This window comes from Bordetella sputigena (assembly GCF_965137885.1).
Taxonomy (GTDB): domain Bacteria; phylum Pseudomonadota; class Gammaproteobacteria; order Burkholderiales; family Burkholderiaceae_B; genus Bordetella_C; species Bordetella_C sputigena.
This window is the reverse complement of the sequence record NZ_CBCSCA010000018.1, coordinates 24588-43260: the sequence shown is the minus strand read 5'-3', so window position 1 is coordinate 43260 and position 18673 is coordinate 24588. Positions and strand designations below refer to the sequence as shown.

Annotated in this window: 15 protein-coding genes; 5 read left to right on the top strand and 10 right to left on the bottom strand. The window is 66.8% G+C overall.

All coding sequences use genetic code 11. The features are described 5' to 3' along the window. Positions 1-69: 69 nt before the first annotated feature. Together ACNA0R_RS25120 and manD are read right to left on the bottom strand one after the other, a co-directional pair. Positions 70-1419, bottom strand: coding sequence for an MFS transporter (locus ACNA0R_RS25120; RefSeq protein WP_415828797.1), 1350 nt, complete (start codon positions 1417-1419; stop codon positions 70-72). 41 nt (positions 1420-1460) lie between these two features. Further along, on the bottom strand, positions 1461-2669 hold the full coding sequence (gene manD, locus ACNA0R_RS25115) for a D-mannonate dehydratase ManD (RefSeq protein WP_415828796.1): 1209 nt from the start codon (positions 2667-2669) through the stop codon (positions 1461-1463). Positions 2670-2717: 48 nt separating this feature from the next. Between manD and ACNA0R_RS25110 the strand changes: the two genes are divergently transcribed. Further along, entirely contained in the window at positions 2718-4184 is a 1467-nt protein-coding gene (locus tag ACNA0R_RS25110; protein ID WP_415828795.1) for a mannitol dehydrogenase family protein, read from the top strand. A 39-nt stretch (positions 4185-4223) separates the two neighbouring features. Here ACNA0R_RS25110 and ACNA0R_RS25105 read toward each other — a convergent pair whose 3' ends face one another. After that, the gene (locus ACNA0R_RS25105; RefSeq protein WP_415828794.1) at positions 4224-4706 is read right to left on the bottom strand and encodes a cyanophycin metabolism-associated DUF1854 family protein; all 483 of its coding nucleotides are present in this window, start codon (positions 4704-4706) and stop codon (positions 4224-4226) included. Then, complete coding sequence (locus ACNA0R_RS25100; protein ID WP_415828793.1) at positions 4681-6984, bottom strand: cyanophycin metabolism-associated ABC transporter; 2304 nt, start codon at positions 6982-6984, stop codon at positions 4681-4683. Before ACNA0R_RS25100 ends, ACNA0R_RS25105 begins: the two co-directional genes overlap by 26 nt. 274 nt (positions 6985-7258) lie before the next feature. Between ACNA0R_RS25100 and cphA (ACNA0R_RS25095) the strand changes: the two genes are divergently transcribed. From cphA (ACNA0R_RS25095) to ACNA0R_RS25080, 4 genes are all read left to right on the top strand, one after another. Then, positions 7259-9874 carry a cyanophycin synthetase gene (gene cphA, locus ACNA0R_RS25095; protein WP_415828792.1) on the top strand — a complete coding sequence of 872 codons (2616 nt, stop codon included), beginning with the start codon at positions 7259-7261 and terminating at the stop codon, positions 9872-9874. A 46-nt stretch (positions 9875-9920) separates the two neighbouring features. Next, entirely contained in the window at positions 9921-12503 is a 2583-nt protein-coding gene (cphA, locus tag ACNA0R_RS25090) for a cyanophycin synthetase (RefSeq protein ID WP_415828791.1), read from the top strand. Between the two features lie 369 nt (positions 12504-12872). Then, positions 12873-13034 (top strand): DUF1328 domain-containing protein, encoded by a 162-nt coding sequence (locus tag ACNA0R_RS25085; protein WP_415828790.1) that lies wholly within the window; start codon positions 12873-12875, stop codon positions 13032-13034. 48 nt (positions 13035-13082) lie between these two features. Further along, positions 13083-13430, top strand: a complete 348-nt coding sequence (locus ACNA0R_RS25080) for a BON domain-containing protein (RefSeq protein ID WP_415828789.1) — start codon at positions 13083-13085, stop codon at positions 13428-13430. Between the two features lie 88 nt (positions 13431-13518). On the opposite strand, the gene ACNA0R_RS25075 is transcribed toward ACNA0R_RS25080, so the two are convergent. From ACNA0R_RS25075 to phaR, 6 genes are all read right to left on the bottom strand, one after another. Next, positions 13519-14391: a PhzF family phenazine biosynthesis protein gene (locus tag ACNA0R_RS25075; RefSeq protein WP_415828788.1), complete on the bottom strand. Its 873-nt coding sequence runs from the start codon at positions 14389-14391 to the stop codon at positions 13519-13521. Positions 14392-14430: 39 nt separating this feature from the next. After that, entirely contained in the window at positions 14431-15816 is a 1386-nt protein-coding gene (locus ACNA0R_RS25070; protein WP_415828787.1) for a 4Fe-4S binding protein, read from the bottom strand. An 87-nt stretch (positions 15817-15903) separates the two neighbouring features. After that, on the bottom strand, positions 15904-16776 hold the full coding sequence (locus ACNA0R_RS25065; RefSeq protein ID WP_415828786.1) for an FTR1 family iron permease: 873 nt from the start codon (positions 16774-16776) through the stop codon (positions 15904-15906). 27 nt (positions 16777-16803) lie between these two features. Beyond that, positions 16804-17151 (bottom strand): cupredoxin domain-containing protein, encoded by a 348-nt coding sequence (locus ACNA0R_RS25060; RefSeq protein WP_415828846.1) that lies wholly within the window; start codon positions 17149-17151, stop codon positions 16804-16806. Between the two features lie 2 nt (positions 17152-17153). After that, a complete protein-coding gene (locus ACNA0R_RS25055; protein WP_415828785.1) occupies positions 17154-17690 on the bottom strand; it encodes an iron transporter in 537 nt (178 codons plus the stop codon). Between the two features lie 396 nt (positions 17691-18086). Beyond that, positions 18087-18647 (bottom strand): polyhydroxyalkanoate synthesis repressor PhaR, encoded by a 561-nt coding sequence (phaR, locus tag ACNA0R_RS25050; RefSeq protein WP_415828784.1) that lies wholly within the window; start codon positions 18645-18647, stop codon positions 18087-18089. Positions 18648-18673 lie beyond the last annotated feature (26 nt).

The window sequence follows — 18673 nt, the reverse complement described above, 5'->3', positions numbered from 1 at the left end:
ATCGGCCGGCTTTCTGCGCGCTCCCCCCATGGGCCTGTCCTGTTTCATAAGCAAGGCCCGAGTATAGGGCTAACGATGCCCCCAATCCCGCAGGTCGGCGCCGCCGCGCCGTATCGGCGCGGTCTCCGGCAGCAGCCGCAGCGCCACCAGCGAGGCGACGCCCAGCACCAGCATATACACCGCCAGCCCCGCGTAATGGCCGCCGCTGGCCTGGATGATCTTCACCGCCACCAGGCCCAGGATGCCGCTGCCGATCAGCGAACCGATCTGCCATATCAATGCGATGCCGCTGCAGCGCACCCGCGTGGGAAACAGCTCCGGAAACATGGAGGCCTGCGGCGCGTAGCACAGCGCATGGCCGACCGACAGCACCAGGATCATGGCCAGATGCGTCAGCAGGCGGTCGCCGCTGTTCAGCATGAGGAAGAAGGGAATCACCATGACCACCTGAACCAGCGCACCCGCCATGTACACCGGACGGCGGCCATAACGATCCGCCAGCCAGCCGGCGACCGGAATGGTGAACAGCTCCACGCCCACCGCCAGCAGAATGCTCTGCAACAGCCAGGCGTCGTTCAGGTGATTGGCCTTGCCGTAGGCCAGCACGATGGTGCTGTACATGGCGAAGGCGCAGGCTTCCACCAGCTTGGCGAACACCCCCTTGGTGATGATGCCGGGAAAGGCGCGCAGGACCTCCACGACCGGCCGCGACTCCACCGCCTTGGTCTTGCGGATTTCATCGAACACCGGCGATTCGTCGATGCGCAGGCGCACGTACAGCCCTATCACCACCAGCACCAGGCTCAGCAGGAAGGGAATACGCCAGCCCCAGTCCAGCAATTGCGTTTCGCTGAGCGTGGACGTCAGCACGGCGAACAGGCCGGCTGGAATCAGGAAGCCCGCCGGCGCGCCCAGCTGCACCCAGCTGGCGTAGAAGCCGCGCCGCGCGCGTGGCGCGTACTCCGCCGTCATCAGCACCGCGCCCGCCTGTTCCCCGCCCACGCCGAAGCCTTGCAGGATGCGGATCAATACCAAGGCCAGCGGCGCCCAGAAGCCGATGCGTTCATAGGTCGGCATCAGCCCGATGACGAAGGTGCCCAGACCGACGATCAGGATGGTGATCACCAAGGCCTTCTTGCGGCCCAGCTTGTCGCCGAAGTGGCCGAACACGATGCCGCCGATCGGCCGCGCCAGAAAGCCGACCGCGTAGGTGGCGAAGGCCGCCACCGTGCCGACCATGGGATCCGAACTGGGAAAGAACAGCTTGCCGAAGAACAATACGGCGGCGGTCGCGTAGACGAAGAAATCGTAGTATTCGGCCGCCGTGCCTATGGTCGAGGCGACGGCGGCGCGCCGCAGCATGCCTTCCGGCGCCCGGCCATGGTCGGTAGGTCGGGCGTTGCTGGTGATGGTGCTCATGTCTGCTCCAGGTTCATTCTGTTTTTGGTACTACCGTATCCCTACCAGCTCCACAGCGTGCCGTCCTCCAGCCGCGCCACAGGCAGATAGGCCGGATCGTAGGGATATTTGGCGGCAAGCTTTTCATCGATGTCGACGCCCAGCCCCGGCGCTTCGCCGGGATGCATGGTGCCCTTGCCGAACTCCCAGGCATGGGGAAAGACCTCCAGCGCCTGCGCGGGATATCCCATGTATTCCTGCACGCCGAAATTCGGCACCCACAGGTCGAAATGCAGGGCGGCGCCCATGCACACCGGCGACAGATCCGAAGGCCCGTGGCAACCCGTGCGCACCTGGTATAGCGAAGCGAAGTCGGCGATACGGCGCATATGCGTAATGCCGCCCGCATGCGTCAGCGTGGCGCGGATGTAGTCGATCAATTGTTCTTCGATCAGCTGCTTGCAGTCCCAGATGCTGTTGAAGACCTCGCCCACCGCGACGGGCGTGACCGTATGGCGGCGGATCAGGCGGAAGGCCTCCTGGTTTTCCGCGGGCGTCGGATCTTCCATCCAGAACAGCCGGTAAGGCTCCACCGATTTGCCCAGGCGCGCTGCCTCGATCGGCGTCAGGCGGTGGTGCACGTCGTGCAGCAGATGCGTATCGAAGCCGAAGCGCGCGCGCACCGCTTCGAACAGGCGGGGAATGAAATCCAGGTATTTCTCGCTGGACCAGGATTGTTCCTCGGGCCAGCCCTTGGTGGCGGGCTCGTAGGCGCCGCCATGCTTGGTGACGCCGTAGACCGACTTCATGCCGGGCACCCCGCACTGGATGCGTATGGCCTGGTAGCCCAGGTCGACGTGTTCGGCGTACTTGTCCAGCGCTTCTTCCAGGTCGCGGCCGGTGGCATGGCCGTAGACCATGACGCGATCGCGCGATGCGCCGCCCAGCAACTGGTACAGCGGCATGCCGGCCATCTTGGCCTTGATATCCCACAACGCCATATCCACCGCGGCGATGGCCGACATGGTCACCGGCCCGCGACGCCAATAGGCGCCCTTGTAGAGGTATTGCCAGGTATCTTCGATATTGCGCGGATCGCGGCCGATCAGCACCGGGCACACGTGGTCCTTCAGGTACGAGGCCACGGCCAGTTCGCGGCCGTTCAGCGTGGCGTCGCCCACCCCATGCACACCCTGGTCGGTGACCAGCTTCAGGGTGACGAAATTGCGGCCGGGGCAGGTGACGATGACCTCGGCGTGGGTGATTTTCATATCGGCTCCGGCTTGCTGATCCAGGCCTTGGATACTACCATACCAGTTATGAACATACAGCTTCCCCGTTTGGCGCCCGCGCGTCTGCCGGCGCTGGCCGCGCATCTGTCGCCCCTGCCCTGGACCGAACCCCGCGTCGGCATCGTGCACCTGGGCCTGGGCAATTTCCACCGTGCCCACCAGGCCGTGTACACCGAGGACGCCATGCTGGCCGCCGGTGGCGACTGGGGCATCTGCGGCGTATCGCTGCGGCGTCCCGACACCCGCGATGCCCTGGCGCCGCAGGGCGGCCTGTACAGCGTACTGATACGCGACGCGAACGGCCAACGCGTGCGGGTGGTGCGCGCGCTGCGGCGGGTACTGGTGGCCACGGAGGAGCCGGACGCGGTACTGGCGGCCCTGCGGGATCCGCACGTCCGTATCGTCACGTTGACGGTCACGGAGAAAGGCTATTGCCTGGATCCGCGGACCGGCGGCCTGGACTTCGCGCATCCGCTGATCGCCCGCGACCTGCGCGACCCCGATCATCCGCAAAGCGTGCCGGGCTATCTGGTGGCGGGCCTGCGGACGCGCCGCGACAATCCCTATACGGTGCTGTCCTGCGATAACCTCGCGCACAACGGCGCGGCCCTGCGCCGCGTGGTGCTGGACTACGCCCGCGCGCTGGACGCCGGCCTGGCGGACTGGATCGAAGACGGCGTGGCCTTCCCGTCGACCATGGTGGACCGCATCGTGCCGGCCACCACGGATGCCGACCGGCAGGCCGCCGCCGCGGCGCTGGGCTGCGTGGATGCCTGGCCCGTGCCGGCGGAAAGCTTCCGGCAATGGGTGATCGAGGATCGCTTTCCGGCCGGCCGGCCCGCGTGGGAACAGGCCGGCGCATTGCTGGTCGACGACGTCACGCCGTACGAGACCGCCAAGCTGCGCATGCTGAACGGCGTCCATTCGACGCTGGCCTACCTGGCGCTGCTGGCCGGTATCAAGACCGTCGACCAGGCCGTCGCGCAGGCCGACCTGCATGCGCTGCTACACCGGATGATGAGCGAGGACATCGCGCCGACGCTGACGGTGCCGGCGGATTTCGATCGCGCGCGCTACCGCGACGATCTGCTGGCTCGCTTCGCCAATCCCACGCTGAAGCACCGCTGCATACAGATCGCGATGGACGGCAGCCAGAAACTGCCGCCGCGCCTGCTGGGCACGGTGGCCGATCGGCTGCGGGCTGGCCATGCCGTGGATCGCCTGGCGCTGGGCATCGCGGCGTGGATGCGCTTTCTGGCGGGACGCTCCGAAAGCGGCGCGGCGCTGGAGCTGAACGATCCGATGGCGGAGCGGTTGCGGGCGCTGGCGGCGCCAGAAGCGCCAGGCGTTGTGGACCGGCTGCTGGCGGTGACGGAGATCTTTCCGCCGGAACTGGCCGCGGATGCGCGCTTCACCGGCACCGTGCGGCGCGCCTACGATGCGCTGGCGCGCGACGGCGCGCTGGCCACGGCGCGGCGCTACGCGGCGTTGTAGCCGGCCGCGCCGCGCGGGTTGCCGCCTTGCGGGCAAGCGCTATAGAAAACGATCCAGCAGCTTGCGGCTGGGCTTGTCCAGCGCGCGCAGATCGCCGATCAGGTAATGGATCCCGTGGCTGTCGGCCACCAGCAGGGCGTGACCGCTCAGCCGCCGTATGTCTTCCTCGCCACGCAGCACGAAGGCCGTGGCGCCACGATCGGTCTGCACGTTCCAGGTACACGGCGTCGCATAGCCCGATACGCTGACAATGCGCTGGATGCGCGGCATGAATTCGCGCGCGCTCAACGCTTCCTGCAGCAGCGTGCGCATCGCGTGCGGCAGGTCATCCACGCGGTCGATCCAGACCACTTCATGGCCGGACGGATCCACCAGCGAACATCCGCCTTCCGGCGCCGAAATGGGAAAAGCGCGCACCGGCACCACGCCGTCGATAGTGCGGCCGTCGGCGCCCAGGTACACCAGCCTGCCATGGGCATCGCGGCGCAGCTGGAAATCAGGTCTCGGCGACGAGATCATCATCGTCATCCTCCTCGCTGGAACGGGCCTCGGCGTCCGCTTCGGCCTGGCGCGCCTGCGCCTGGTACAAGGCGTGATACGCGCCGCCCGCGGCCATCAGCTGTTCGTGGTTGCCCTGCTCGACGATGCGGCCGCGATCCAGCACCACCAGCCGGTCCGCCTTGCGCAGCGTACTGAGCCTGTGCGCGATGGCGATGGTGGTACGGCCGCGCACCAGATTGTCCAGCGCCTTCTGGATTTCCTTTTCCGTGGCGGTATCCACCGAGGACGTCGCTTCATCCAGGATCAGGATGCGCGGGTCGATCAGCAGCGCCCGCGCAATGGAAATACGCTGCCGCTCGCCGCCGGACAGCGCCTGGCCGCGCTCGCCCACCAGTGAATCGTAGCCATGCGGCAGCCGCAGGATGAACTCGTGCGCATGCGCCGCGCGCGCCGCCGCGACGATCTCCTCGCGCGTGGCCTCCGGCTTGCCGTAGGCGATGTTCTCCGCGATCGTGCCGAAGAACAGAAAAGGCTCCTGCAGCACCAGGCCGATGTTGCGCCGGTACTGCGCGATGCCCATGGTGCGGATGTCGATGCCGTCCACCAGGATGGCGCCTTCCGTCACGTCGTAAAAGCGGCAGATGAGATTGATCAGCGTGCTCTTGCCCGAGCCGCTGTGCCCCACCAGGCCCACCATGATGCCGGGCTCGATGGACAGGTTCAGGCCATGCATTACCGACCGGTTGCCATAGCGGAAGCCGACGTCGCGCAGGTCGATGCGGCCGCGCACGCGGCCGACCTGCACCGGGTTGCGCGGCTCGGGCACGCTGGACACATGATCCAGGATGTCGAAAATGCGCTTGGCGCCGGCGGCGGCTTTCTGGGTCGCCGACACGATGCGGCTCATCGAGTCCAGGCGGGTATAGAAACGGCCGATGTAGGCCAGGAAAGCGGCCAGCACGCCCACCGTGATCTCGTGCCGCGATACCTGCCAGATGCCGTATATCCACACGACCAGCAGGCCGATTTCGGTCAGCAGCGTCACGGTGGGAGAAAACAGCGCCCACACCGTATTGACGCGATCGTTGACGTCCAGGTTGCGCTGGTTGGCGTCGCGAAAGCGGCGCACCTCGCGCTTTTCCTGGGCGAAGGCCTTGACCACGCGTATGCCCGGAATGGTGTCGGCCAGCACGTTCGTGATCTCCGACCACACCCGGTCGACCTTTTCGAAGCCGTGGCGCAGACGGTCGCGCACCGCATGGATCATCCAGCCGATGAACGGCAGCGGGACCAGCGTGACCAGGGCCAGCCAGGGATTGATCGAGATCAGGATGACCGCGGTCATCACGATCATCAGCACGTCCGTGGCGAAATCCAGCAGATGCAGCGACAGGAAGACGCAGATGCGGTCGGTTTCGCTGCCGATGCGGGCAATCAGGTCGCCGGTACGCTTGCCGCCGAAATACGCCAGCGACAGGTGATGCAGATGCTCGTAGGTCGTAGTGCGCAGGTCCGCGCCTATGCGTTCGCTGACCCAGGCCAGGATGTACGTGCGTCCCCAGCCCAGGCCCCAGGCCAGCACGGCCGAGGCGAATAGCCCGGACAGGTACATCACCACCCTGCTGTCGTCGATGGGCGCGCCGTTCTGGAAGGGAATCAGCACCTCGTCCATCAGGGGCATGGTCAGGTAGGGCGGCACCAGCGTGGCGGCCGTGGCCAGCAGCGTCAGCACGAAGCCGATGAACAGCGGCACCTGGTAGGGCACGGCGAAGCGCCACAGCCGCAGCAGCGCCCAGGTGGACGGCGGTTCCGGCGTGGGCGGATTGCAGACCGGACAGATATCCTGCTCTGCCGTAAGCGGCTCCAGGCAGGTGGCGCAGACACGATCGGCCACCTCGCCCGCATCGCGCAGGCCGCGCAGCACGTCGTGCTGTCGCGCATAGGCGTCGCGCAGCCGCAGGGCGGCCGGATTGCGGCCCAGGGTGTATCGCCAGACCGCCAGGCGCGCCTCGGGACCCTGCAATTCCAGCATTCCGGCGCCGGCGTGGTCGGAAACCGTCATGGATTCCGTCTCGTCATAGGACCAGCGCCGCCATTGCGGATCGCCCGGCTCGCGGGCGACCACGGCCCGGTCGGTCAGGAAAACCATGCCGGTACGGAACTTCAACGCCCCATCCAGGTCTAGCGGCAACCAGGCGAGCAAGGTTTCACCCTCGCCCAGCTGGGCGACCATGTCGGCGTGCCAGTCTGCTGGCAGGGCGGCTCCTTCCGGGACGAAGTCTAAAACGGGTTTCTTCATGGAAAACGTATTCACAGCCGCGGCGGAACCAGCAGGCCGGGACCCCGATTTCGGCGCGAAGCTGAAAACGTGTTCCTTCCTTGCAACACAACAGACCTCATGGATAGAATCCGCGTCGCCGCCCGCTTACCGATATTTCTATAATCGGCGGCATACACAGAGCATCCTGGCACTGACGACACGCGCACCGTACTCCTACACGGCATAACCCACCAACCGTACGAAGCCCAGGAATTTCTTCCGTTCGCCATCGGAATTTTCGGCAAATTAGAACATGAAAAAGAAAGACATTGAATTTCTCGATGTCGTGGCTTTGCGCGGCCCGAACATCTGGACCTACCGCCCTGTCCTGGAAGCCTGGGTCGACATCGGCGAACTGGAAGACTACCCGTCCAATACGATCCCGGGTTTCTACGAACGCCTGTCGACGTGGCTGCCCACGCTGATCGAGCATCGCTGCAGTCCTGGCGTGCGCGGCGGATTCCTGCAGCGCCTGCGCGAAGGCACCTGGCCGGCGCACATCCTGGAACACGTCACGCTGGAACTGCAGAACCTGGCCGGCCTGCCGGGCGGCTTCGGCAAGGCCCGCGAAACCGCCACCCGCGGCATCTACAAGGTCATCGTGCGTGCCTGGCAGGAAGACGTGACGCGCGCGGCGCTGGCCGCGGCCCGCGACCTGGTGATGGCGGCCATGGAAGACCGCCCATTCGACGTGGAAGCCACCGTCGACAGCCTGCGGCGCATGGTGGACCGCCATTGCCTGGGTCCCAGCACCGCGTGCATCGTCGACGCCGCGGACGACCGCGACATCCCGTTCATACGCCTGTTCGAAGGCAACCTGGTGCAGATGGGCTACGGCGCGCGCCAGCGCCGCATCTGGACGGCGGAAACGGACCGTACCAGCGCCATCGCCGAAGGCATTTCGCGCGACAAGGACCTGACCAAGCGCCTGCTGGCCGAATGCGGGGTGCCGGTCCCGGAAGGCCGCCTGGTGGAATCGCAGGAAGCCGCCTGGGAAGCCGCGCAGGACATCGGCCTGCCGGTGGTCGTCAAGCCATACGACGGCAATCATGGCCGCGGCGTCTTTACCAACCTGAACAGCTATGAAGAGGTCAAGGCCGCCTATGCGGTGGCCGAACAGGAAGGCAGCGGCGTGCTGGTCGAACGCTTCGTGACCGGCAACGAGCACCGCCTGCTGGTGGTGGGCGACCGCATGGTGGCGGCCGCGCGCGGCGAACCGGCCTGGATCGTCGGCGACGGCGTGCATACCGTCGAAGCGCTGATCGAACTGCAGATCAATACCGACCCGCGGCGCGGCAGCGGCGAAGACTGCCCGCTGAACACGGTCAGGCTGGACTCGGCCGCGCGCCTGGAAATCGCCCGCCAGGGCCTGGCCGCGGACAGCGTGCCGCCGGCGGGGCAGGAAGTGCTTATCCAGCGCAATGGCAACGTCGCCTTCGACGTCACCGACCTGGTCCATCCCGAGGTCGCCCATGCGGTCACGCTGGCCGCGCGCATCGTCGGCCTGGATGTGGCCGGCGTGGACCTGGTGGCCGAGGACATCTCGCGGCCGCTGGAGGAACAGCGCGGCGCCATCGTCGAAGTCAACGCCGGGCCCGGCCTGCTCATGCATCTGAAGCCGGCCGACGGCCAGCCGCGGCCCGTGGGCCAGGCCATCATCGACCACCTGTTCCCGGATGGCGACGACGGCCGCATTCCGGTCGTCGGCGTCACCGGCACCAACGGCAAGACCGTGGTCGCGCGACTGACGGCGCGCATGCTGCAGCTGGCCGGCAAATATGTGGGCCTGGCCTGCAGCGAAGGCCTGTACTTCAATCAGCGCCAGGTGGAAAAAGGCGATCGCGGCGATTGGGCCACCGGCCGCCGGGTCCTGATGAACCGGTCGGTCGATGCGGCGGTGATCGAGAACAGCACCAGCGTGATCCTGCGCCAGGGCCTGGCCTACGACCGCTGCCAGGTGGGCATCATCACCAATCTCGACGACGGCGACCACGTCGGCGAGCACGATATCCGCGACCTGGAAGGCATGTACAACGTCTTGCGCACGCAAGTGGACGTGGTGCTGCCCACCGGCACGGCGGTGCTGAATGCCCGCGACGAGCGCGTCGTCGAAATGGCCAACCTGTGCGACGGCGACGTGGTGTTCTTCGGCCTGGATCCCAGGCTGCCCGCCATCGCCTCCCACGTGGCGCTGGGCAAGCGCGCGGTCTATGTACGCGACGGCCACGTCGTGCTGGCCGAAGGCGCCAGCGAACAACGCGTCAGCGAACTGGCGTCCATCCCCCTGACGGTCGGCGGACGCATCGACTTCCAGGTGGAGAACGTGCTGGCCGCGGTGGGCGCGGCCTGGGCGCTGGGCGTGCCGGCGCACATCATCCGCGTGGCCATCGAAACCTTCGACATCGACCGCGCCGATGCGCCGTGGCAGTTCACCGTGGTCCAACGCAAGGATGCCACCGTGGTGGTGGACGGCGCCCACAACGCGTCCGCCCTGCGCGCGCTGATCGCCGCGGCGGACCATTTCCCGGCGAGCCGGCGGCGGATCGTCTACGGCGCGGGCAAGGACCGCCGCGACCAGGACCTGCTGGACCAGGGCGTCCTGCTGGGCAGCGCCTTCGATGAGGTCGTCCTGTACGACGACGCCACCGTGCCGTCGAAGCGGCCGGCGGGCCAGGCGCGCGCCCTGTTGCGCGATGGCGCGCGGCAAGGCGGCCGCGCCGCTGCCATCGTCGAGCAGCCGGATCACGCCACGGCGATGCGCGAGGTCCTGGACAGTGTCCGTCCGGGCGATTTCGTCATCTTGCAATGCGACGAAGGCAGTGCCGAGCCTTCGCTGAATTTGTTGCGCCACTGGATCCAACAGAACTGACGACCAGGCCGGCGCCATCCCGACGCGCCGGCCGACAGGAAACCGCATGCAAGTCTCCCGCATACGCGCACTGCGCGGCCCCAATCTGTGGAGCCGCAACACCGCCATCGAAGCCATCGTCGCCTGTGACGACCAGGAATGTTCGATAGACCGGCTGCCGTCGATCGAGCCGCGCCTGCGCGCGCGCTTCCCGCAGATGGGCCTGCTGCGTCCCGAAGGCTACGCGGGCACCGTATCGATGGCGCACGTGCTGGAACAGGTGGCACTGCTGTTGCAGGCGCATGCCGGCTGCCCGGTGACCTTCAGCCGTACCTCCGCCACGATAGAGCCCGGCGTCTTCCAGGTTGTCGTCGAATACAGCGAGGAAGAGGTCGGCCGGCTGGCCTTCGAACTGGCGGAAAAACTCTGCGTCGCCGCGCGCGAGGACACGCCCTTCGACCTGGCCGACGCCTTGCACCGCCTGCGCGAACTGGACGAAGACATCCGCCTGGGACCGAGCACGGGCTCCATCGTGCATGCCGCGGTCGTGCGCAACATCCCCTATCGCCGGCTGACCCAAGGCAGCATGGTGCAGTTCGGCTGGGGCTCGCGCCAACGCCGCATCCAGGCCGCCGAAACCGACCGCACGAACGCGATCTCCGAAGCCATCGCGCAGGACAAGGACCTGACCAAAATGCTGCTGGCGGCCGCCGGCGTGCCGGTGCCGCTGGGCCGCACCGCATCCAGCGCCGAAGACGCCTGGGCCGCCGCGCGGGAACTGGGCGGCCCGGTGGTGGTCAAGCCGCGCGACGGCAGCCAGGGCCGCGGCGTCGCGGTCAACATCGAAACGCAGGAGCGCATCACGGCCGCCTATGCCGCCGCCGCTGAAATCAGCGACGACGTCATCGTCGAGCGCTACATTCCCGGCCACGATTTCCGCCTGCTGGTGGTGGGCGATACGCTGGTGGCGGCCGCGCGCCGCGATCCGCCGCAGGTATCCGGCGACGGCGTGCATACCGTGCGCGAACTGATCGACCAGGTCAACCAGGACCCCCTGCGCGGCGACGGCCATGCGACCTCGCTGACCAAGATACGCATCGACGACATCGCCATCGCCACGCTGGCCAAGCAGGGCTACGACGTGGATTCCGTGCCGCCCCCCGGCGCGCGCGTGGTCCTGCGCAACAACGCCAACCTGAGCACCGGCGGCTCGGCCACCGACGTGACCGATGAGGTCCATCCCGAACTGGCCGCGCGCGCCGTGACGGCGGCCCGCATGATCGGCCTGGATCTGTGCGGCGTCGACGTGGTCGCGGAAACCATGCATCTGCCGCTGGAAGAACAGCGCGGCGCCATCGTCGAAATCAATGCCGCGCCCGGCCTGCGCATGCATTTGACGCCGTCCTTCGGCAAGGGCCGCGCGGTGGGCGAAGCCATCATCGCGAATATGTTCGCCGATGGCGAGGACGGGCGCATACCCGTGGTGGCGGTGGCCGGCACCAACGGCAAGACCACCACCGTGCGCCTGACCGCGCACCTGATCGGGCAGGACGGCACGCGGGTCGGCATGACGAACTCCGACGGCGTCTATATCGGCCAACGCCGCATCGATACCGGCGATTGCAGCGGTCCGCGCAGCGCGCGCAGCGTGCTGGCGCATCCGGACGTCGATGCCGCGGTGCTGGAAACCGCGCGCGGCGGCATCCTGCGCGAAGGCCTGGCCTTCGATCGCTGCAACGTCGCCGTGGTCACCAATATCGGCATGGGCGACCACCTGGGCCTGGGCTACATCAGCACGGTGGAAGACCTGGCGGTGGTCAAGCGCGTCATCGTGCAATACGTCCAGCCCAACGGCTATGCCGTGCTGAACGCCGCCGACCCCATCGTCGCGGAAATGGCGTCCAGCTGCCCCGGCGGCGTCATCTACTTCGCGCTGGACGGCCATCATCCGCGCATGACCACCCATCGCGCCCAGGGCGGCCGCGTCGTCTATCGCGATGGCGACCATCTGGTCGCGGCGCAGGGCGGCAAAATGGAGAAAATCGCGCTGGCCGATATCCCCTTGACGCGCGACGGCACCATCGCCTTCCAGGTGGAAAACGCGATGGCCTCGATCGCCGCGGCCTGGGCACTGGAAACGCCGTGGACGCGGATACGCGAGGGGCTCAAGTCCTTCATCAATGACGCGGCCACCGCGCCGGGCCGTTTCAACGTATTCAGCTACCGCGGCGCCACTATCATCGCCGACTATGGCCACAACCCCGACGCGATCGCGGCCTTGGTGCAGGCCGTGGAAGCCATGCCGGCAACCCGCCGATCGGTGGTGATCAGCGGCGCGGGCGACCGGCGCGACGAAGACATCCGGCGGCAGACCGAGATCCTGGGCGAGGCCTTCGACGACGTTCTGCTGTACCAGGACCAATGCCAGCGCGGCCGCGCCGACGGCGAAGTCGTCGCGCTGCTGCGCGAAGGCCTGCGCAACGCCAGCCGCACCCGCTACACGACCGAGATCAATGGCGAATTCGTCGCCATCGACGCGGCGCTGGCGCGCTTGCAAGCGGGCGACCTGTGCCTGATCCTGATCGATCAGGTCGAAGAAGCGCTCGCCCATATCGCCATGCGCGTGGCGGAGGCCCGCGCCACGGCGTGACGCCGCATGCCCGGCCGCCGGCTGCGTTGGCCGGGACACGGCCTCCCCGCCGCGGCCATCGGGTACGAGCGTCCAGGACGCACCGCGAGCACACGCCGGGCGTGCCTGGCAGGCCGGTAACGGGCGGCTGTAACCTTCTCCCGTCAAAACAACGCCAAGGGTTGCGCATTTGTAACAGCGGTGCCCTCATGCGGCGGATTCGGTGAGCAGCGCAATGCTGTTTACATTTGTCCACATCCCGGTTTGACCCCTCCCCCGGGCGGCACGTAGCGTACATCTAACCCGAACGCCCGGGCACACCGTCCGGCATCGTGGTCACTGCCGGGACCGCCGCGCGATCCCGACGCTTTTCCGACTCGGGAGGCAACCATGCTGTACTACGCCGCTGTTTTCTTCGTTATCGCCATCATCGCCGCCGTGCTGGGCTTCGGTGGCATCGCCGCCGGCGCCGCCGGCATCGCGAAGATTCTCTTCATCGTGTTCCTGGTCCTGGCGCTGCTGTCCATCCTGGGCGGCGTGTTCCGACGATAGCGGCCGGATCCGGTATTCCTTTCAGCAGAACCCACAAGGAGAACTCTAATGCGTACCCGTCAAATCATCGTCGCCGCCGTCCTCGGCCTGAGCACCGCCGCTTTGCCGTCCGCCTATGCGGCCGACAACGCGAACAGCGATGGCAAGCCCAAGCAATCCGTGGGTGAATATGCGTCGGATACGGTCGTCACCACCAAGGTGAAGGCCGCCATCGTGGCCGACAAGTCGCTGAGCGCCCTGGACATCGCGGTCGAAACCAACAACGGCGTGGTCACGCTCACCGGTACGGTGGCGACCGCCGCGCAAAGCGACCAGGCCACGCACGTTGCGCGCGGTGTGGAAGGCGTCAAGCAGGTCAAGAACAACCTGAAGGTCGACGCCTCGAAGAAGAAGTAAGCCGGCAGCTTTACCGGCTCCCGGCCCGTCGGGGCCGAGGACCGGTAAGCAGCCTGGCGCCACGCAGGGTCCGGGCTATTCCAGGCTATCAGGGCAGCGTTATCGTCCCGCTGCCCAATTCCAGCACCCGGCCGGACACACGCACTTCCCGGCCGGGTGTGACTTCCAACCCCAGGATGCAGGGACGGCCCACCGCCTCGCCTTGCTCGACACGGGCACGCAAGGGCAGGTCCCGTCCCATCGCGATGCACCAGCCGCCCAGGTTGGCGCAAGCCGATCCGGTTCCCGGATCCTCCACCACCCCGGCTCCCGGCCTGACAAAGAAATAACGCGCCACCACGCGCTCGCTGCCGTCCTGCCCGCGGCCGTCGAAGGCGAACAGGTATGCCACCTGGCGTCCCGCCTTGCCGGCCTCCCATTGTTCCAGCAGCGCGGCGTCAGGCCGCGCGCGGCGCACGGCGTCGGCGGATTTCAGGGGCACCATCAATTGATGCGCGCCCGTGTCCACCCACAAGGGCCGGGCCGCCAGCGCATCTTCGCCGAGACCGAATTGCGCCGCGATCGCGGCGGCGGACCGCGCCGGCGCCTGGGTTTGCGGCGTGGCGCCGCCCGGCGCGGACAAGGTCCAGGTATCGCCGTCCGCCCGTACCGGCACCACCCCCGCCAGCGTTTCCAGCGTCAGGCTGTCGCCCGTGCCGGCCACCGCGCGCACCACTTGCGAGGTCCCCAGCGTCGGATGGCCGGCAAACGGCATCTCGTAGCCCGGCGTGAAGATGCGCACGCGCGCGCTGGCCGATGCCGACGGCAGAATGAAGGTCGTCTCCGAAAGATTGAACTGCACGGCCAGCGCCTGCATTTCGGCGTCGCTCAGGCCGCGGCCATCTTCGAATACGCACAAGGGATTGCCGCCGAAAGTGGTTTCGGCGAAGACGTTCAGGATGCGGAAGCGGTAGGTTCTCATGCGCGCAATGCTAGCCGAAAACCTGGCCCGCTTAACCCTTTACCACTTCGCGAAAAACAGCACCCAGGCGTAGCAGAACGGCGCCAGGCCGGCGGCGAAGACCAGCCAGGCCGCCAGCCGGCGGCCGGGCGACGGCGTGCGCCGCGCGATCACGCGCCAGGCCAGCCGCAGCGTCCATGCCACCGCCAGGCTCAGCAAGGCGAAGCGCAGGGGATTCGCCCACAAGGCCTGCACGCCTTCGTGCTTGAGCAGCGTGATGGTGGTGGCGGACAGGCCCAGGAAGACGCCGATGCCGGCGGCCGGGATCAAGGGCTGGGCCAGCTTGTGCAAGCCCGCGCCGCCCCACGGCGTACGGCCCGGTACCGCCGGCAGCAGGCGATCGGCCAGCCACAAGGCGGCGTAGATCGTCCCGCCCACCACCACCGTGGTGGCCGCGATGAAGAACAGGATGCTGGCGCCATCCAGCCAGGAGAAGCTGTCGTTGACATCCGGATAATGGGTCAGGATGAACCACGGCGCGTTGTCCAGCAGCGGCCAGGTGATGTCGCGATCGATCAGCCAGGTGGCGGCCGCCTGCTTCAGGGTCACGAACCAGGGGCTGGCGCTCCACAGGAAGGCCCCCATGGCGATGCCCATCATGCCGAAGACGACCAGCGCGGTCTGCCACACATCGCCGTCCGCCACTTCGACGATTTCCGCTTCCGGCGAACGCGGCGTCAGGGCGATGGCGCCGCGGTAGCCGCTGCAACGGCCGCACATATGGCAATCGCCCGCGCCCTTCATGTGGCGCAGCGGGACCAGCGGGGCGCAGTTGACAGCCTGGATGCGGATGACGGGATGACGCCAGGCCTCTTCGTTCACCTTGAAATGCCAGGGCGACAGCTTGGCCAGCAGATTGAACACGCCGTTGACGGGGCACAGGTATTTGCACCACACCCGCTTGCTGCGGCCGTAGCGCCATCCGACCACCATGGCCGCCGCGGTCGAGCCGCCCAGTACCGCCAGTACGGCCAGCGGATACTGATACACGCTGACCAGTTGGCCGTAGATAGTGGTCAGGGCGAAAGCCACGAAAGGCCAGCCGCCCCAGCGCATCCAGCGCGGGATGGCCAGGCCCTTGCCCCGCTCGCTGGCCCATTCCGTCAGCATGCCTTCCGGGCAGAACAGGCCGCACCAGGCGCGGCCCATGATGGGCATGGACACCAGCACGAAGGGCCACCATATGCCCCAGAACGCAAACTGCGCCACCACCGTCAGGTTGTTGAACACGGACGCGGTGTTGTCCGGCAGCGGCATGGCCGCCGGCACAATGAGCAGGAAAGCATACAAAGCGACGATGCCCCATTGCAGCTTGCGCAGCAAAGGGGCATGGTCACGCAGGAAATCGGCTACGCGGGCGGTTGTCCGCGCCACTGCTACAGCCATCGGTATTACCTTTACAGAACTTCCGGATGTCCGGGACGCCGGCGCCGGCCGCTGAGCGGAACGTCGCCGTGCGCATGACGGACGCCATTATCGCGTGTTGGCCGACGCCGTGTTGGGCGGCGCCGCGGCGCCCGCGCGGCCGGGCACGGCCGGACCGGCGCGGCTCAACAGCGCCCACACGATGAGCCAGTACGCCACCCACACCAGTACCGTGGTCAGCGCGGGATAGGCGCGATAGCCCGCGAAGTCGGCCAGCACCTTGCCGATGCCGCTGCTATCGTCCAGCAGCCAGCTGCTGTCCCAGATGGGGTCCACCAGCGGCGGCACGACGCCCAGCGAAATCAGATGATCCAGGCCGCCCACCAGCAGCGCGCCGGCAAGGAGCAGCAACAGGATCTCGGTCACGCGGAAGAAACGGCGCCACGTGATCAGCTTGCCGCCCAGCTGCAGCAGCCAGAACGTCAGCAAGGCCACGGCGAAACCCGCCAGCCCGGCCAGGCCCAGCAGCCAGCCGCTGGCGCCCTCCCCGCCGGCCGACACCGTACCGTACAGGAACACCACGGTTTCGCTGCCTTCGCGCGCGACGGCAATCATGACCAGGAGCAGCAAGCCCCACCAGTTGTCGTTGCGCACGGAGTCGCGCGCGCCGCTTTCCAGTTCGCCCTTCAGCGTACGGCCGTGCTTTTTCATCCAGAAGACCATCTGCACGACCAGGGCGCAGGCGACCAGCGCCATGCCGGCCTGGAACCATTCCTGTCCGGTATCGGATAGCCAGGACGATACGCCCAGCAGCACCAGCGCCAAGGCCACGGCCAGCCCCAGGCCGGCCGCTACGCCGCCCCACAGGTAGGGCAATCCGCGCCTGCCCTCGGGCGTGGCGCGCAGCCATGTATAAAGGATGCCCACGACCAGCAGGGCTTCCACGGACTCGCGCCAAACGATAAAAGAAACCTGTTCCATGACACCGCCGGGGCCCGCGGGCCCCGTTCAATCCTTGGGTTTAACGACCAGCGTGCCTTTGACGTTCTGGTGGAAATCGTCAAAAAACGGATATTCGCCTGGCCGCGAAATGGTGATCACGACGAAGGACTTGACGCCGGGTCCCAGTACTTTTTCCTTGCGCAGCGGAATGCTTTCGAATTCCACCGGCTCATTGCTCTCATTGCTGAGCTCGATCTTGAAGCGGCCCGCCGGAACTTCCAGCCGCGCCGGCTCGAACGTGCCGTTCGCCTTGAAGGTCAGCTGGAAAGTCGGCAGCTCGTCCGCGCGGGCGGGCCCCGCCGCGGACAGCAGGACCAGCGCGATCGCGGGCAGCCATGCGCGGACCGGTCCCATCATCAATACCCGCCCTTCTTGCCGGTACCGGCGTAAACGAATTCATAGTCCAGCTCGAAGGGCTCGAACCAGGGGCCCACACCGGTTTCCTTGTCGATGTGGCGGCCGAAATGGCTGTGCGCATCGGCGCTGGGCGGCGCGATGAAGTACTTCAGCTTGTACTTGCCGGGGCCTTCCAGCTTGACGTTGTCGCCGTAGTGCGGACCGTCATTGGCGACCATGGGCATCAGCATGCCCTTCTGCACGTTGTTGCTGCCCACCTTCTGCAGTTCGAACTTGACCACCAGGTAGGGCATCCACTCGCCTTCCGGGAAGCCGGTGGGGTTGTTGGCCGTGGCGTGGATGTCGGCTTCCAGGTGGATGTCCGAGTCCTTGGCGGGCCGCATGATGCCCGGGGGATCCATTTCGATGGGCTGCAGGTAGACGGCGCCGATTTCCATGCCGCCCTTTTCCGCGGGCTTGCCGATAGGGTATTCCGCGGCGTGGGCCGCGCCGCTGAGCATCAAGCCGGCAGCGAGAACGAGGGCATGTTTGATCATCGAATTTTCCTTCCGGCGTATTTGCGCCGTCATGCGACCGTAAAGTTGAAAGGATAGGCAAAAGCAAGCATGAATGCAAACAAGAACTGTTTTCATGCAAGGATTCAACGCATCCTGCGTTTGCCTGGTCCTGGCGTCCTCCACGCAATGCCTGGCTGGGATACGGCCCGTGCCGGAGGGCAAGCGCCGCCGCGCCCTGGGTTTGCCCCCCTGGCTTCGCCCGGCTCTGCCCGGCGGCCCACGGACAGCGTGCGACGCCCCGCACGGCCCTGCAACGGGCAGCGAATGCGAGGAGATGCGGGTAGGACCTGGATTCGCCCGCGGGGTTCCCCGGGGGCAGGCCGATGCTCCGCCGGCATGGACCCCGGCGGCCGCCGGGCGTCCTTGCCCCACCGCCTACTTGCGGTTGCCCTGCGGGGCGCCGGGGAACGGGAAGGTCGAGAACATGGACCGGGTCTGGTCCTGCATTTTGTCCTGCATCTGCACGAACAGGTTCTTGCTCTGCTCGATATAGCTGTTCATCATGTTCTGCATCATCGGGGCCTGGCCGTTCATGAACTGGGTCCAGGCCTCGGGACCGAACTGGTTGCCGTACAGGCCTTTCGACTGTTCGGCCATGCGCTCCTGGATCTCCATGAAAGCCTGGATGTTCTTTTCCAGATACGAGCCCATGATGCCCTGCATGGCGTGTCCGTAGAAACGGATGATCTGCGACAGCATGTTCGACGAGAACATCGGCACGCCGCCGCCCTCCTCTTCCAGAATGATCTGCAGCAGGATGCTGCGCGTCAGGTCATCGCCGCTTTTGGCGTCGACGACCTGGAAGGACTCATTGGCAAGCACCAGCTGCTTGACGTCCGCCAGGGTGATGTACGTGCTGGTCTGCGTGTCGTACAAGCGGCGGTTCGGGTATTTCTTGATCAGGCGCGTACTGCCGCCTGCTTGGGCTTGCGTCATGGTTGTCCCCTGCTGGGTCGATCGTG

Excerpts from the sequence above, each read along its gene's own strand:
- ACNA0R_RS25110 (WP_415828795.1), top strand. The coding sequence starts at position 2,718 with ATGAACATACAGCTTCCCCGTTTGGCGCCCGCGCGTCTGCCGGCGCTG.
- ACNA0R_RS25100 (WP_415828793.1), bottom strand. The coding sequence starts at position 6,984 with ATGAAGAAACCCGTTTTAGACTTCGTCCCGGAAGGAGCCGCCCTGCCA.
- ACNA0R_RS25055 (WP_415828785.1), bottom strand. The coding sequence starts at position 17,690 with ATGATCAAACATGCCCTCGTTCTCGCTGCCGGCTTGATGCTCAGCGGC.
- ACNA0R_RS25120 (WP_415828797.1), bottom strand. The coding sequence starts at position 1,419 with ATGAGCACCATCACCAGCAACGCCCGACCTACCGACCATGGCCGGGCG.
- ACNA0R_RS25075 (WP_415828788.1), bottom strand. The coding sequence starts at position 14,391 with ATGAGAACCTACCGCTTCCGCATCCTGAACGTCTTCGCCGAAACCACT.
- ACNA0R_RS25080 (WP_415828789.1), top strand. The coding sequence starts at position 13,083 with ATGCGTACCCGTCAAATCATCGTCGCCGCCGTCCTCGGCCTGAGCACC.
- cphA (WP_415828791.1), top strand. The coding sequence starts at position 9,921 with ATGCAAGTCTCCCGCATACGCGCACTGCGCGGCCCCAATCTGTGGAGC.
- ACNA0R_RS25065 (WP_415828786.1), bottom strand. The coding sequence starts at position 16,776 with ATGGAACAGGTTTCTTTTATCGTTTGGCGCGAGTCCGTGGAAGCCCTG.
- phaR (WP_415828784.1), bottom strand. The coding sequence starts at position 18,647 with ATGACGCAAGCCCAAGCAGGCGGCAGTACGCGCCTGATCAAGAAATAC.
- ACNA0R_RS25085 (WP_415828790.1), top strand. The coding sequence starts at position 12,873 with ATGCTGTACTACGCCGCTGTTTTCTTCGTTATCGCCATCATCGCCGCC.
- cphA (WP_415828792.1), top strand. The coding sequence starts at position 7,259 with ATGAAAAAGAAAGACATTGAATTTCTCGATGTCGTGGCTTTGCGCGGC.
- ACNA0R_RS25105 (WP_415828794.1), bottom strand. The coding sequence starts at position 4,706 with ATGATGATCTCGTCGCCGAGACCTGATTTCCAGCTGCGCCGCGATGCC.
- manD (WP_415828796.1), bottom strand. The coding sequence starts at position 2,669 with ATGAAAATCACCCACGCCGAGGTCATCGTCACCTGCCCCGGCCGCAAT.
- ACNA0R_RS25070 (WP_415828787.1), bottom strand. The coding sequence starts at position 15,816 with ATGGCTGTAGCAGTGGCGCGGACAACCGCCCGCGTAGCCGATTTCCTG.
- ACNA0R_RS25060 (WP_415828846.1), bottom strand. The coding sequence starts at position 17,151 with ATGGGACCGGTCCGCGCATGGCTGCCCGCGATCGCGCTGGTCCTGCTG.